The organism is Sorangium sp. So ce394 (genome assembly GCF_051474665.1).
Classification (GTDB): Bacteria; Myxococcota_A; Polyangia; order Polyangiales; family Polyangiaceae; genus Sorangium; species Sorangium cellulosum_D.
This window is the reverse complement of sequence record NZ_CP150339.1, coordinates 4481422-4495552: the sequence shown is the minus strand read 5'-3', so window position 1 is coordinate 4495552 and position 14131 is coordinate 4481422. Positions and strand designations below refer to the sequence as shown.

Here is a 14131-nt window from a genome sequence, read left to right as displayed (position 1 = left end):
GGCTCAGCTCGCTCCGCCGAACTTCTGCGGCGTCTCCAGGAATTCGATGAAATCCTGAAACCTCCGCATGTCGGTCACCATGATCGCCCCCTGCCCAGGGGGCCCTTCCGCGAGGAGCTTCAGCCGGCGGAGCCGCGCCATCACCTCGTCCACCATTCCTTGCTCGACGTCGACCTCGCGCGCGATGTCCGCGGGGGAGGCGCGGAGGCGTATTCCTTGCGGCGTCTCTTCCCCGAACGCCTCGGCGTGGCGGGCGAGCGCGAGCATCACCCGCGCCTTGGGGTCCCGGTGCATGAGGATCTCGGCGAGCGCGTCCGCCGCGTCGAGCCGCTTCGCGAGCTTCTTGATCAGCCGGAACGCGATCTCGGTGTCCCGCTGCAGCATGGCCTTGAGCTTTCGCGCCTCGACCACGAGGCAGCGGGACGGCTCGCTGACGGTGGCCGTCGCGTTGCGCGGCTTGCCGTTCAGGATCGCCATCTCGCCGACGAACTCGCCGGGCCCGAGCACGGCGAGCACCTTGTCCTCGCCCTCGACCGATTTGGTGATCCGCACAGCGCCGGACTGGATGACGAACATGACGTCGCCGGGGTCGCCCTCGCGAAAGAGCACGTCGCCCGGCACATACTCGCGGCCATAGCGGGCGAACGACGACTCCGACATTGCCCGAGAGTCTAGCGCCGCGCGTGACCGCGGGTCAAAAACCCAGGCAAAGGCTCTCGGCCTCACAAAGCGCGAGGGGCCCTCCAAGCCAGCATGCTTTGGAGGACCCCTCGGCCCGCTTCGTCGGGAGCGGCGCGCGCCGCGTCGACCGCCCGGCGCCGCCGGAGCGCGGCGACGACCGGCGCGCGGCCGGACAGGCGCTCAACCCATGTCGAAGTCGCCCATGCCGCCCATGCCGCCCATACCCCCCATGCCGCCCATGCCGCCCATGCCGCCGGGGGCGCCGCCGGCCGCCGGCTTCTCCTTCTTGGGCTTCTCGGCGACGAGGGCCTCGGTCGTGAGCATCAGGCTCGCGACGCTGGCCGCGTTCGAGAGCGCGTGCCGCACGACCTTGGCCGGGTCGATGACGCCGCCGGCGAGCAGGTCCTCGTACGCGTCGGTCGCGGCGTTGTAGCCGAACGTGGCCGCGCCCGACCGGACCTTCTCCACGACCACCGTCCCGTCGACGCCCGCGTTCTGGGCGATCTGGCGGAGCGGCGCCTCGACGGCGCGGCGCACGAGCCGCACGCCGACGTCGCGCTCGTCGTTGAACTTGAGCTGCTCCAGGGCCGAGGCCGCCCGGAGGAGGGCCACGCCGCCGCCGACCACGATGCCTTCCTCGACGGCCGCGCGGGTCGCGTGCAGCGCGTCCTCGACGCGCGCCTTCTTCTCCTTCATCTCCGTCTCGGTCGCCGCGCCGACCTTCACCACCGCGACGCCGCCGGCGAGCTTCGCGAGCCGCTCCTGGAGCTTCTCGCGATCGTAGTCGCTCGCCGTGTCCGCGATCTGCTTGCGGATGGCCTCGATGCGGCCCTTGATCGCGGTCTTGTCGCCCTGGCCGTCGACGATGACCGTGTTGTCCTTGTCGATCTCGACGCGCTTGGCCGTCCCGAGGTCGCGCACCGTGGCGCTCTCGAGCTTCTGGCCGAGGTCCTCCATGAACGCGGTCGCGCCGGTGAGGATCGCGATGTCCTTCAGCATCTCCTTGCGGCGATCGCCGAAGCCGGGCGCCTTCACGGCGGCGACCTTGATGGTGCCGCGCAGCTTGTTCACGACGAGCGTGGCGAGCGCCTCGCCCTCGATGTCCTCGGAGAGGATGAGCAGCTCGCGGCCCTGCTTCACCACCTGCTCGAGCAGCGGCAAGAGGTCGGCCATGGCCGAGATCTTCTTCTCGTGGACGAGGATGAGCGGGTTCGTGAGGACCGCGGTCATCTTCTCGGGATCGGTCACGAAGTAGGGCGAGAGGTAGCCGCGGTCGAACTGCATGCCGTCGACGGTCTCGAGCTCCGTCGTCATGCGCTTGTTCTCCTCGACCGTGATCACGCCCTCCTTGCCGACCTTCTCCATGGCGTCGGCGAGGATCTGGCCGATCTCCTTGTCGCCGTTCGCGCTGACGGTGGCGACCTGGGCGATCTGGTCCTTGTCCTTGGTCGGCTTGGCGGCCTGCTGCACGGACTCGATGACCTTCGCGACGGCCGCGTCGATGCCGCGCTTCAGGTTCATCGGGTTGTGCCCGGCCTCGACGAGCTTGAGGCCCTCGCCGAAGATCGCCTGGGCCAGCACCGTCGCCGTCGTCGTGCCGTCGCCGGCCTTGTCGCTGGTCTTCGAGGCGACCTCGCGGACCATCTGGGCGCCCATGTTCTCGAGCTTGCCGGCGAGCTCGACCTCCTTGGCCACCGTGACGCCGTCCTTCGTGACGACCGGCGCGCCCCAGCTCTTCTCGATGACGACGTTCCGCCCCTTGGGCCCGAGGGTCACCTTGACCGCATCGGCGAGCGTGTTCACGCCCTTCAGGATCGCGGCGCGGGCGCCGCGGCTATAAACGATCTGCTTCGCAGCCATCTCTCAATCCCCTCGCGGCCGCGCGGCCGCGTCTGCTAGCGCTTGGGTTCGGTTTCCGTCGATCCGGATCAGGAGGCGGACTCGGTCACGGCGAGCACGTCGTCCTCGCGGATGAGCACGTGCTCCTCGCCGTCGAGCTTCACCTCGGTGCCGCTGTACTTGCCGAACAGCACCTTGTCGCCGACCTTCACCTCGAGCGGGCGAACCTTGCCGTCCTTCAGCACCTTGCCGTTGCCCACCGCAACGACGCGCCCCTCGATCGGCTTCTCCTTCGCGGCGTCGGGGATGATGATGCCCCCCTTGGTCTTCGTCTCGCTCTCGACACGCTTGACGACAATCCGATCCTGCAGCGGCCTGATTTTCATGGTGGCTCCCTCGTCCTCGGCTGGTTGACTGACCATCGGCTCGCCGGAGGTCCCGTTCGCCCCCCCGCAGGGGCCTTCCGCCCACACGACGAGAGCTAAGTGCCCGGGATCACAGTCGCTTGGCACTCTCCTAGGCCGGTGGCTAAACCGCGGCCGAAAGTAAATCAGTCGCCCGGCACGTCAAGGGCGCGCAGCAGACAGTCGCGACTTTTCCGGGGCCGCCGCCCCCGTGGAACGAAGAAGGAGCTCCTGGAGAGAGCGTCCGGGCAACCGTCGCAATGCCGTGGCGACCCCCTCCGGAGATCGGGCGGCCGAGGGCGAGCGATAACGCTGCGGACGGACGGGACGGCGGCGCCGGACGGCTGCGAGAGAGCGGCAGCGAGAGCGCGGCGGGCTCGATGCGGGCGGAGGGGACGGAGCGAACCGCGCGAAACGCGCGAAACGCCGAAGATTTTCGGCCCCGTGAGGTTTTCTTGGTCGGGTCCGATTTTGATCGCTTGACAACCCCACCGGTCCGAGTAGATTCCGCGGCCCGTGGCGCTGATGAACACAGCGCTGACCCCTTGGGGGATCGTCTAACGGCAGGACGCAAGATTCTGGCTCTTGCTATCAAGGTTCGAATCCTTGTCCCCCAGCCAGGTCGATCAGCTCTGCTATCGGCCTTCTCGACAGTACAAGGTCCCATCGTCTAGCGGTTAGGACATCGGCCTCTCACGCCGGTAACGCGGGTTCGATTCCCGCTGGGATCGCCAGTATCACCTCAGCTCTCCTCGCCACCGAGAGCTCCCCTACGCCGCCCTGCGGCTGCGGCTCGCGAAGCCGCGAGGGTGCGCCGCCGGCGTCTGCACGTCGCGCGGGGCACAGTGCGCGCCGGAGCAGCTCGTCGAGCATCGCCGGGCGCTCCAGCCTCGTCGCCCGGCACGTGAGCTTCTCGATGAAGCACGGCTTCGTCGAGGAGCACGCAGGGTAGCAACGGCGCCCTCCGCTCGAAGTGCGCTACCCTCGGGCCCATGGCGGCGCAGGACGGGGACGAGCTGTTCGACATCTTCGATCGCAGCGGCAAGCCGCTCGGCGTGCGCAAGGCGCGCAAGCTCGTCCACCGCGACGGCGACTGGCACCGGAGCCTCCACGTGTGGGTGGTCCTCGAGCGCGAGCCCGACGGCCGCCGGAGCAGCGCGGAGCCCTGGGTGCTCTTCCAGCAGCGCAGCCAGGACAAGGACACCTGGCCCGGCGCGTTCGAGGTCGCCGTGTCGGGGCACTACCGCGCCGGCGAGGATCTCGCGGAGGCGCTGCGCGAGGCCGAGGAGGAGATCGGCCTGCCGCTCGCGCCGGGCGACGTGATGCGGCTCGGCACGTGCCGCCACATGGACGACCACGCGCCCGGCATCATCGACTGCGAGCTGGTGGACGTGCTGCTCGCGACCACCCGCCGCGCGCTCGCGGCGTTCCGCCCCGATCCGGCCGAGGTCACCGCGCTGCTGTCGCTCCCGCTCCACGCGGCGCAGCGCCTCGTCCGGGGCGAGGTGTCCAGCGTGACCGGCCTGATGCGGCAAGCGCCGGACGAGAGCGGCGCCGTGAAGATCGCGCCGCGCGACGTGCGGCTCGAGGAGTTCGTGGCCGCGCGCGACGGCTACTACGAGCGCGCGCTCGAGAGCATCCGCCGCCACGCCGCGGGCGAGACGCCGGCTCCGTGGACGCTCGGGTAGCGCTCCCGCCGAGCTCGTCCTGGCTCCGGCGCGCGGGCGCCGATTTCTTGGGCATCCGCGCCGGGCGGGGCAGAGTCGCGGCCGGAGGCTGCCCGATGAACCGACAGAAGACTCCGAGCGCTGTCCCTCGAGATGCCGTGGGGCGGTACCTGGCGAAGGCCACGCAGGGGAGCGGCGTGCGCGCCGTCGCCCTCGCCGGCGAGGAGGGCGCGCTCCTCGGCGGCGCGCGCGCCGCGGGCGCCGCGGCGAGCGACGACGATCTCGCGCTGCTCGCCGCGCTGGGCGCCGGCTGCGCCGACAGGATCGCCGGCTACGACGAGCTCGACGAGCTCGTCGATGCGGTCGCCGGCGACGACGACTTCTACGCGACGCGGCTCACGGTGTGCGAGCGGACGCTCTACCTCGCCTCGATCGGCGCGCGCGTCCCGCAGCAGAACAAGGTCGCCGCGGAGCTCGGCCAGATCCTCGCGCCCGCGCTGTCGGCCTGAGGCGGGCGCCCCCGCCAGCTCCCCGCGCCCGCGCTGTCAGCCTGAGGCGCGGCGCGGCTCCGCGGGCCGCCGGGCCCTCTCGGCGGGGCCCGCCGTCGCGACGAGGAACCCTTCGGCCCGGTGCGGGGCGAGGCCGCAGCGCGCGTTCATGCGCTTCGCGATCTCGTCGCCGGCCCGGACGAGCGCGTAGAACCACCGGATCCCGAAGCGATCGTGCCCCTCCCGGAGCGCCGCGGCCTGCAGCGGGGCGCCGAGCCCGCGGCCGCGGTACTCCTCGCGCAGGCAGGTGCAGATCGGCATGCCCGTCCACGAAGGCGCCTCGCCGACGTCGGAGATCCAGAGCGGCGGGGCGCCCAGGAGCCCGAGCTGGGAGAGCGCCCTGGGCCCGCCGTCCTCGGCGGCGTCGGGCCGCGTCAGGACGCACAGGGTCGTGCAGCCGATCAGCGCGCCCCGGCCGTCGCGCAGCGCGAGGGTCACGGAGCGCCCCTCGCCGCCGCGCAGGGTCCAGCCAGGGAGCGGCGCGTGGCCGCTCTCGGCCTGGAGCTCCTGGAGCGACCGGATCGTGGCGTCGTCGTCGTCCGGGGACACCCGGAAGAGGCGGAGGCCCGCCGGAAAGGAGCGAAACCGGCCGAGCCCCTGCACGGCGGCGCGCACCTCGCCGGCCGGGGCGCCCATCACCGAGAGCCCCTCGTCCACGGAGAGCCCGGCCTGGCGCAGCGACGCGGCAAGCGCAGGGAGCTCCGGCCGGGGGGCGTGCAGGAGCACCCGCTCGAAGCAGCGCACGAGCGCCTCGCGCCGCTCCGGCGGCGTCCGCTGGGCGTGCAGCAGGATGAGCGAGCGCCCGTCCGTGGTGATGCCGTCCTGCTCCGCGATCCAGCCGCGCGCGGCGTACAGGATCCGCTGAGCCCGGTAATCCACGGCCTCACCGAAGCAGCCCGGCCCGTCCGCCGGAGCGGGGCCGCGCTGCTGCGGGGCGTCGTCGCGATCGAGGTCGAAGGCAAGCATCATGGCGGCATTCCTCCTGTCGAGAGCGAACGGCGGCTCCCACGAGAGCCGAAAGCCGGCGCGGGGCGCCCGCGCCCTGCGCCCGGGCGAGCCCCTGCCGCGCCGCCGAGGTCCACCGGCGAGATGGCCTGAAGCGGCGGTGCGTGAATTCGGGAGAACCCCGCTTTCCCGGCGGCTGTTCAGCCCGCGTGTCGAGACTTCAACTTATCCCTGCTCGGCGATCACGCAAGCCGCGACATGCCATGATCCGGGCAGCGCTCGAGCCGGGACACGCGCGCTCACGCCTGCTTATAAATCATTGAATCTGCTCACAAAACTGAGCAACATCCCCGTTTGTCCACAAGGCATCTCGCCGTCCGGGGCCGCCGGGGAGTGGACATAGAACGACCTAGCCTGGAGCGACGCGTGGCGCGGGACGTCGCGCGGGGGAACGCGCGCCGCGGGCGGACCGGCGGGGGCCCTGGACCAGAGAGATCGCCGGCATGACCTCGGCGGTTGAGGACGATCGCGCGCCCTGGTAGGTTGGCGTCCAGTATTGCGCGATGACCACCGCCCTTGTCACCGAACCCGACAGCGCCGCGCCCCTGCTGCCACGTCCGTTCCTCAAATGGGCGGGCGGCAAGGGCCAGCTGCTCCGGCAGTTCCAGCCGCTCCTGCCCGCGTCGTACGGGCGCTACTTCGAGCCCTTCGTCGGGGGGGCCGCGCTGTTCTTCTGCCTGCAGCCGAAACGCGCGACGCTGACGGACGTCAACGCCGAGCTCATCGACTGCTACCGGGCGGTGCGCGACCGGGTCGAGGAGGTCGTCGCCGCGCTGGGCAGCCACGCCTACGAGGAGGCGCATTACTACCGGGTTCGCGACCTCGACCCCGCCTCGCTCACGCTGCCCGAGCGCGCCGCGCGGACGATCTTCCTGAACAAGACGGGGTTCAACGGGCTCTACCGGGTCAACAGCGCCGGCCGCTTCAACGTGCCTTTCGGCCGCTACGTCAACCCGTCGATCTGCAACGCGCCCCAGCTGCGGGCCTGCTCGGCGGCGCTGCAGGGCGTCGAGCTCGAGGTCCGCGACTTCGAGCGCGTGCTCGACCACGCCAGCGAGGGCGACTTCGTCTACCTGGACCCGCCGTACTCGCCCGTCTCGCCGACCGCGAACTTCACCTCGTACAGCGCGGGCGGCTTCAGCTTCCGCGACCAGGAGCGCCTCGCGGCGCTGTTCGCGGCGCTCGACGAGCGGGGGGTCCAGGTGATGCTCTCGAACTCCGATGTTCCCGAGATCCCGCCGCTCTACAAGCGGTTCAAGATCGACCGCGTCGCGGCGCTCCGGAGCATCAACGCGAAGAGCGACGCCCGGGGACGCGTGGGAGAGATCGTGATCCGGAATTACGCGACCCGGCGGAGCCGCAAGGCGGCGGCGGACAAGGCGGGCTGAGCCCCGCGCCGCCGCGGGGCGCGCGCCTCAGTCGACGGTCTTCGACCCGTGCTTCTTCGGATCGGGGGCGGCGCGCTCCTCGGCGTACGCCATCGCCACCTCGATCTCCTCGTGGATCTCGCTCGAGGCGACCTTGTTCCCCGACGGATCGACGGCCTCCCACACGAAGCCACGGAGCTCGCCCGGGCGCTCCGGTCTCCAGCGGACCCGCAAGGTCCAGCCGTTGATCTCGGCGGTATACCCACCTTCCTCGTGATCTCGCTGCCATGCCGAGACCGTCGGGTGCTTCAGCATCGCGAGGTCTCCGGAGCAGCGAGGCGAGAGGACAAAAGAACTGTTCCCGAATGGCCGCGCTCCCCCCCCGAGCAACGCCGCCGTCCGGGAACACGGGGAAGATAGCAGGCGCCCCGGGCCGGGCGATCAGGCAGGCGTGTGTTCCTCATGGGGGTGCACCTTACTCCAGTCCCAGCGCGCGCCGAAAGGTGTCGCAGGCGCGGGTGGGCCGTCGGCAGGGGCAGCGTGAACAGCGCAGGCGTCATCGCGCGGACGGGCGGCGCCAGCGACAGGCGCCCCATGCTACGAAGCCCTCATGGGGGCAGGAATCGTCGTCTTTTTCGGGCTCGCGCTCGTCGGCTATCTCCTGGTTGCCCCGCTGGTGGCCTTCGTGTTCGCCGTCCGGGCCAACCGGCGCAACGAGGATTTGCTGCTGCGGATCCACGCGCTGGAGCACCGGCTGGCCGAGCTCTCCGGGCAGCGCGGGCGCCCCGAGCCGACCGCCGCAGTGGAGAGCCCGCGCAACGCGCAACCCGTGGAGCCGGCGCGAGCTGCCCAGGACGCCCTCACGCCGCCGTCGGTCGCGCCCCCTGCGGCCACCGGGGCCGCAAGCGCGCTGCCCGCGATCGACGAGGGGTCCGCCGGAGCACCGCCCGCGTTCGGCGCAGGGGCGGCGCCCGCGTTCGGCGCAGGGGCGGCGCCTGCGTTCGGCGCAGGGGCGGCGCCCGCGTTCGGCGCCGGCGCACATCCTGGGCTCGGCGCTGCCGGCGCGCCGCCGGGGATCGCGTTCCCGGACGTCACCACCGACGCCGCCGGCGTGCCGCCGGCGATCGCGCTCCCGGAGACCGCCGCCCCCCTCCCGCCTCGCCTCGCCGCGCCGCTCGACGAGAGCGCCGCCGGCGCCGCCTCGGCCGCGCGCCACGCAGGCCCGGAGACACCCACCATCGAGGAGAGGCTCGGCCTCACCTGGCTCACCCGCGCAGGCGCGGCAACCTTCCTGCTCGGCGCGCTCTTCTTCTTCAAATACGCCTCGGACAACGCCTGGATCGGGCCCCTCGGGCGCGTGGCGATCGGCGCCGTGACCGGCGCCGCGCTCCTCGCGGCGGCCGAGGTGCTCCGCGGGCGAACGCAGCGCCGCTTCGTCCACGCGCTCATCGGCCTCGGGCTCGCGGTCCTGATCGTGTCGGTGTGGGCGAGCGCGGCGCTGTACGAGCTCATCCCGATCCCCGCCGCCTTCGCGGCCGACACGGTGCTCCTCCTGCTCGGCGCCGCGCTCGCGCTCCGCCACCGCGGCGAGGCGATCCTGATCCTCTCCCTCGTCGCCGGGTTCCTCAACCCGGTCATGCTCTCGACCGGGCAGGACCGGCCGCTCGTCCTGTTCAGCTACCTCCTGCTCATGACGAGCGTCGTCCACGCGGTGGCCGCGAAGCTCGGCTTCCGCGTCGCGCCCTGGCTCGCGCTCGCGGGCCACGCGGCGCTGTTCTGGGGCTGGTACGATCGGCACTTCGACGCGAGCGCTCCCCCGGACGGCGGAGACCCGAGCGCGCTGCCCTGGCTCGACGCGCCGGGCCAGGCGCTCCCAGGGCCCTACCTCCCGCTCGCCGCCCGCGCCGTGCCGCTCGCGTTCGTCGGGCTCGCGGCCTTGCAGGGCCTCCTGCGCGCGCTGTGGGCGCGCCGCGCGACCGCCGCTCCCGGCGCCGCGCCTGCCCCGACCGCCGCCAGCGGCGCGGCGTCCGCCCCGGGCGCCGCTCCCGGCGCCGCGCCTGCCCCGACCGCCGCCAGCGGCGCGGCGTCCGCCCCGGGCGCCGCTCCCGGCGCCGCGCCTGCCCCGACCGCCGCCAGCGGCGCGGCCGCGACCGTCCCCGGCGCGGCGCCCGCGGACGCCACCGCGCTCGCCGCCGCCTCGCTCGCGCTCGCGCACGCAGGCGCGGGCGCGCTGCTCTTCGACGCCCCGCGCGCGCTCGCCGCCGCCGCCATCGCGCTCGCGATCGCGGCGACCGTCGCGCTGCGCGCGCTCGGCGAGCGCAGCTGGCTGCTGGCGCCGATGGGCTCCGCCTTCCTCGCCTTCGCCGCGACGTTCGCGGACGCGCCGGCGCCGCACCGGACGGCGCTCGCCGCGCTGGTCGCGCTCTGGACGCTCGTCTACCTCGCCGGCTGGCTCCGCGGCGCCGGGGCCTTCGGCCGCCTCGATCGGAGGACCGCCGTCGCGTGCTCGGCCGGCGCGGCGCTCTTCGCCTGCACCGCGGGCATGCTGTTGCTCGAGCCCGAGCCGGCGCTCTTCGCGGTCGCGATCGCGGGCGCCGCCGCCGTCGCGGCGTGGATGGCCGCGCGCGCCGAGCTCCCTGCCCTGCTCCTCGTCGCGGCGGTCGCCTCGGCAGGCGCGCTCGCGGCGGCGGCGCCGCGCGCGCTCGCGCCGGACGACGCGGCCGCGCCGGCGGCCGTCGACGCGGGTTTCCTGGGCGCGTCGGCGCTCGTCATGCTCGTGTTCCTCGGCGCCGTGGGCGCCTCCGCGCGGCGCCCGCGCGAGCCCGGCGCGACGGCGCTCGCCTGGTCCGGCGCGCTCGCCGCCAGCGTGGCGACGCTCGGGTTCGTCGCGGCCGCGCTGGGCGCGACGCCCGAGGAGACGCCGACGCTCCGCGCGCTGCTCACCGCCGTCGCCGGCGCCCTGGACCTCGCGCTCGGCGCGGCGCTCCTGCGCGCCGGCGCGGCGCGCGCCGCCGATCGCGTCGCCCTGCTCCTCGGGCAGGCCCTCGCGCTGTTCGCCGCGGCCGTCGCCTTCGGGCTCGGCGGGGCCACGGTCACCGTGGTCTGGGGCATCCTCGCGGCGGTCGCGGCGGCCATCGCCGCGCGCACCGGCGAGCGCGCCTGGCTCGTCGTCACCTCGCTGCTCTTCCTCGCCGCCCTCGCGCGGGCGCTCGGCGTCGATCGGGTCGAGACCGAGGCGCTCGTGACGACCTGGTTCGACACGCGCGGCCGCGACGGGGTCATGGCCGTCCCGGTCCTGCTCAACGCGAGGGCGTACGCGTTCGCGGGCGTGAGCGCGGCCCTGCTGGCCGCAGGCCGCCTGCTGTCCCGCGCCGGCGTCGCGCGCGCCGAGACCGCCGGGCGCGCCGTCCACCCCGCGCGCGCCGACCTCCGCGCCGCGGGGCTCACGGCGCTCGGCGCAGGGTACGCCTTGCTCCTCGCGACCGTCGTCATCGAGGTGCGGAGCGCGATCACCGCGCTGCCCCCCGCGCCCCCCGCCCCGCTCGACGCGGCCGAGTTCGCCGAGTTCGCCGTGCAGCATCGCGCCGCCCTCGAGGGCCAGCAGGGCAGCCTCGCCATGGCGACGACGCTCGTGCTCGCGCTCGCCGCCATCGCGCTGCTCACGGCGGGGTTCGCGGCGCGCGACGCCTTCCACCGGTACGCCGGGCTCTCGCTGTTCGCCGTCACGATCGCGAAGCTCGTGGCGTGGGACGTCTGGCACGTGGAGCGCATCTACCAGATCGCGCTCTTCACCGGCGTCGGCGCGCTGCTCGTCGGCGGCGGGTTCCTCTACGCGCGGTTCGGCCGGCGCCTCGTGACGCTCCTGCGCGCCGGGCCGAGGGGCGCGGCCGGGCTCTTCGCGCTGCTCGCGGCGACCGGCCTCGCGCGGCCCTCCGGGGCGCAGACCGTCGCGCCGCTGCCGACCGAGAGGCACGCGCTCGTCCGGCCCATCGACGGCGTGGACGCGGCCGGCGACCACCGCATCGACGTCGATCTCGACCTCTACCGCGAGAGCCGCGCCGAGGACCTGCTCGCCGACGTCCGCATCGCCGGGCCCGACGGCGCCGAGGTGCCGTACGTGCTGCGCGAGACGGGCGCCTCCCCCTCCTCCGGGCGGATCGCCGCCACGATGCTCGATCCGGGCGTCGACGCCGCCGGCGTGGCGCACGCGACCTGGGCCCTCGACGCGCCCGGTACGCGCCACTGCCGGGTCGAGCTCAGCGTCCTCGGCGGCAGCTTCCTCCGCGAGGCGCGCGTCGACACCGGCGCGGACCCGAGATCGCTCAGCGAGGTGGCGCGCGGCGCCTACGTGTACCGGATCCCGCAGGGCGCCGAGGCCGTCGAGCACCTCTCGGTGGCTTATCCCCTCTCGCGCGCCGCCCTCGTCCGGATCCGCCTCGTCCCCGAGCGCGCCCCGGCGCCCGGGGCGGCCGCGGACGTCCGGATCACGGGCGGCACCGTCGCGTGCGAGCCGCCGGCCGCCGCCGAGAAGGCCGCGCAGCTGCCGCTCGCGATCGTCGAGACGCGGCGGGACGCCGACGCGCAGGCGACCCTGGTCACGCTCGACGCCGGCGCCGACGGCGCGCCGCTGCACGCCGTCCTCCTCGACGTCGCCACGCCGGAGTTCAGCCGCCGGGTCGACGTCGCCTCGACCACCTACCGCGCGGTCTGGCCTGCCGTGGGGAGCGGCCAGATCCATCGGATCCGCCCGCGCGGCGAGGCCGGGCCGGCGCTCGCGTCGACGCGGATCCCGCTGAGCCCGACGCGGAAGCGCTTCCTCCGCCTCACGATCCACGACGGCGACTCGGCGCCGCTCTCCCTCTCGGGCGCGCAGGGCGAGGTGCGGGCCCGCGAGATCGTGTTCCGCGCCGCCCAGCCCGGTCCGCACCGGCTCTACGTCGGCGACGCCCTCGGCAAGCGCCCTCGCTACGACCTCGGCGACGTGCTCGACCGCGTCGAGCGCGAGCGTCCGCCCGTCGCCGCGAGGCTCGGCGCCGCGCAGGCCAACCCGGGCTTCGGCGCCGCCCCGGTCGCCCGCGACCTCCCGTTCACCGAGCGACACCGCGCGCCGATCGGGGTCGCGCTGGCCCTCGGGCTGCTGGCGCTCGCTGCGTGGGCCGCGCGCCTCCTGCGGCGAGGGGCCGAGACGCCGGACGACGGGTCCGTGCCCTCGCGGCAGGGAGCAGCAGACAGGGAGCCGCGGCCGTGATGGGATTGGATGTGCGACGGGCAGCCGGAAACACGAGGGCCCTCCGGCGGTCCGAGCGACCATCGAGGGATGCACCATGAGAGGCCGGCGCTTCATCTACTTGGGTCTCTGCGCGAGCGTCGGGGCGGCGCTCTGGTCGTCGAGCGGGTGCTCCGCCGCGTCGCGCGACCAGCAGGGGCCCGGCGCGGTCGGCCGGGGCGTGGGCGGGGGCGCGACGAGCGCCACGACGGCGGAGGCCGGCGCCGGCGGGAGCCCCGCGGGGGCGAGCTCGGGGATCGATTTCGGCCACGGCGGCGCGCCGAGCAGCGAGCCCGAGCAGCGCGACAACGACGGTGACGGGTTCACCGTGGAGGACGGCGACTGCAACGACGACGACGCGAACGTCAACCCGGGCGCCCTCGAGGTCGCGATCACCGAGCCTGACGACACCGGCGTCGTGCCCGAGCCGGCCGACGAGGACTGCGACGGCGAGATCGACAACGTGCCGCCGACGTGCGACCGGAACATCGCGCCCGCCGATTTCGACGCCATGCACGGGGCTCACGCCGTCGACCTCTGCGCCAAGGCGTCGCCCGGCGACAGGAGGTGGGGCGTGCTGAGCGCGGCGTACGTGCGCGGCGACGGCTCGCGCGCGGAGCCCACGCCGGCGGTCGGCGTGCTCGACTCGTTCGGCCCGAACGTGCGCGTGCAGGGCGGGGACCGCATGCTCGTCCTGTCCACGGGCCGCGCCCGGATCGCCCACTGGCCGGGCGCGTGCAACATGCCGAGCTGCACGAACTACGGCCCCGGGGAGGCGCCGCCCGGCTTCCCGCAGGACAACCCGGACTGCCCTCCTTCGTCGAACATCAACGACGACATCGGCCTCGAGCTCGTCATCCGCACGCCGACGAACGCGACCGGCTACGAGTTCGCGTTCAAGTTCTACACCTTCGAATACCCGGAGTTCATCTGCGACCACTTCAACGATCAGTTCCTCGCGCTGGCCACGCCGGCCCCGCCCGGGTCGCTCAACGGCAACCTCTCGTTCGATAGCCTGGGCAAGCCGGTCAGCGTCAACATCGGCTTCTTCGATGTCTGCGAAGGGTGCGACCTCGGGGCCGACGAGCTCGAGGGCACCGGGTTCGGCCTGTGGGACGACGCCGGCGCGACCGGCTGGCTCCGCACGCAGGCCCCGGTGAAAGGCGGCGAGGAGCTCAAGCTGCGGTTCATGATCTTCGACACCGGCGACGCGGATCTCGACTCGACCGCGCTCGTCGACGGCTTCAGGTGGGTCGCGAACGGCGGCACGGTCGCGGTCGGGACCGCGCCCGTCGAGGATCCCCAGTAACGCCGGCGGCCGCCTCCCGGCCGCACCCCGGCGGCGCCGCGCGCG

General features: G+C 73.9%; 10 protein-coding genes and 2 tRNA genes. 7 read left to right on the top strand and 5 right to left on the bottom strand.

Translation table 11 applies throughout. From position 1 onward, the window contains the following. Nucleotides 1-3 precede the first annotated feature (3 nt). From WMF33_RS16655 to groES, 3 genes are all read right to left on the bottom strand, one after another. Entirely contained in the window at nucleotides 4-660 is a 657-nt protein-coding gene (locus tag WMF33_RS16655) for a Crp/Fnr family transcriptional regulator (RefSeq protein ID WP_437338056.1), read from the bottom strand. Nucleotides 661-861: 201 nt separating this feature from the next. After that, on the bottom strand, nucleotides 862-2541 hold the full coding sequence (gene groL / locus WMF33_RS16650; RefSeq protein WP_437338055.1) for a chaperonin GroEL: 1680 nt from the start codon (nucleotides 2539-2541) through the stop codon (nucleotides 862-864). A 68-nt stretch (nucleotides 2542-2609) separates the two neighbouring features. Beyond that, complete coding sequence (gene groES, locus WMF33_RS16645; RefSeq protein ID WP_020735364.1) at nucleotides 2610-2906, bottom strand: co-chaperone GroES; 297 nt, start codon at nucleotides 2904-2906, stop codon at nucleotides 2610-2612. A gap of 564 nt (nucleotides 2907-3470) precedes the next feature. Between groES and WMF33_RS16640 the strand changes: the two genes are divergently transcribed. The 4 genes from WMF33_RS16640 to WMF33_RS16625 all read left to right on the top strand — a co-directional run bounded on the left by WMF33_RS16640 (nucleotide 3471) and on the right by WMF33_RS16625 (nucleotide 5100). Then, nucleotides 3471-3544: transfer RNA gene (locus WMF33_RS16640), tRNA-Gln, on the top strand. A gap of 39 nt (nucleotides 3545-3583) precedes the next feature. Next, a tRNA-Glu gene (locus WMF33_RS16635) sits at nucleotides 3584-3658 on the top strand. Between the two features lie 258 nt (nucleotides 3659-3916). Then, nucleotides 3917-4612: an NUDIX hydrolase gene (locus tag WMF33_RS16630; protein ID WP_437338054.1), complete on the top strand. Its 696-nt coding sequence runs from the start codon at nucleotides 3917-3919 to the stop codon at nucleotides 4610-4612. A 95-nt stretch (nucleotides 4613-4707) separates the two neighbouring features. Beyond that, nucleotides 4708-5100, top strand: coding sequence for a hypothetical protein (locus WMF33_RS16625; RefSeq protein WP_437338053.1), 393 nt, complete (start codon nucleotides 4708-4710; stop codon nucleotides 5098-5100). A gap of 36 nt (nucleotides 5101-5136) precedes the next feature. Here the strand turns inward: WMF33_RS16625 and WMF33_RS16620 are convergent, their stop codons facing one another. After that, a complete protein-coding gene (locus WMF33_RS16620) occupies nucleotides 5137-6108 on the bottom strand; it encodes a hypothetical protein (protein ID WP_437338052.1) in 972 nt (323 codons plus the stop codon). A 539-nt stretch (nucleotides 6109-6647) separates the two neighbouring features. Between WMF33_RS16620 and WMF33_RS16615 the strand changes: the two genes are divergently transcribed. Further along, nucleotides 6648-7532, top strand: a complete 885-nt coding sequence (locus WMF33_RS16615) for a DNA adenine methylase (RefSeq protein ID WP_061629437.1) — start codon at nucleotides 6648-6650, stop codon at nucleotides 7530-7532. Nucleotides 7533-7559: 27 nt separating this feature from the next. On the opposite strand, the gene WMF33_RS16610 is transcribed toward WMF33_RS16615, so the two are convergent. Next, nucleotides 7560-7826 (bottom strand): hypothetical protein, encoded by a 267-nt coding sequence (locus tag WMF33_RS16610; RefSeq protein WP_437338051.1) that lies wholly within the window; start codon nucleotides 7824-7826, stop codon nucleotides 7560-7562. Nucleotides 7827-8121: 295 nt separating this feature from the next. Between WMF33_RS16610 and WMF33_RS16605 the strand changes: the two genes are divergently transcribed. After that, nucleotides 8122-12759, top strand: a complete 4638-nt coding sequence (locus WMF33_RS16605; RefSeq protein WP_437338050.1) for a DUF2339 domain-containing protein — start codon at nucleotides 8122-8124, stop codon at nucleotides 12757-12759. 76 nt (nucleotides 12760-12835) lie between these two features. Beyond that, on the top strand, nucleotides 12836-14086 hold the full coding sequence (locus WMF33_RS16600; RefSeq protein ID WP_437338049.1) for a hypothetical protein: 1251 nt from the start codon (nucleotides 12836-12838) through the stop codon (nucleotides 14084-14086). Nucleotides 14087-14131: the final 45 nt, after the last annotated feature.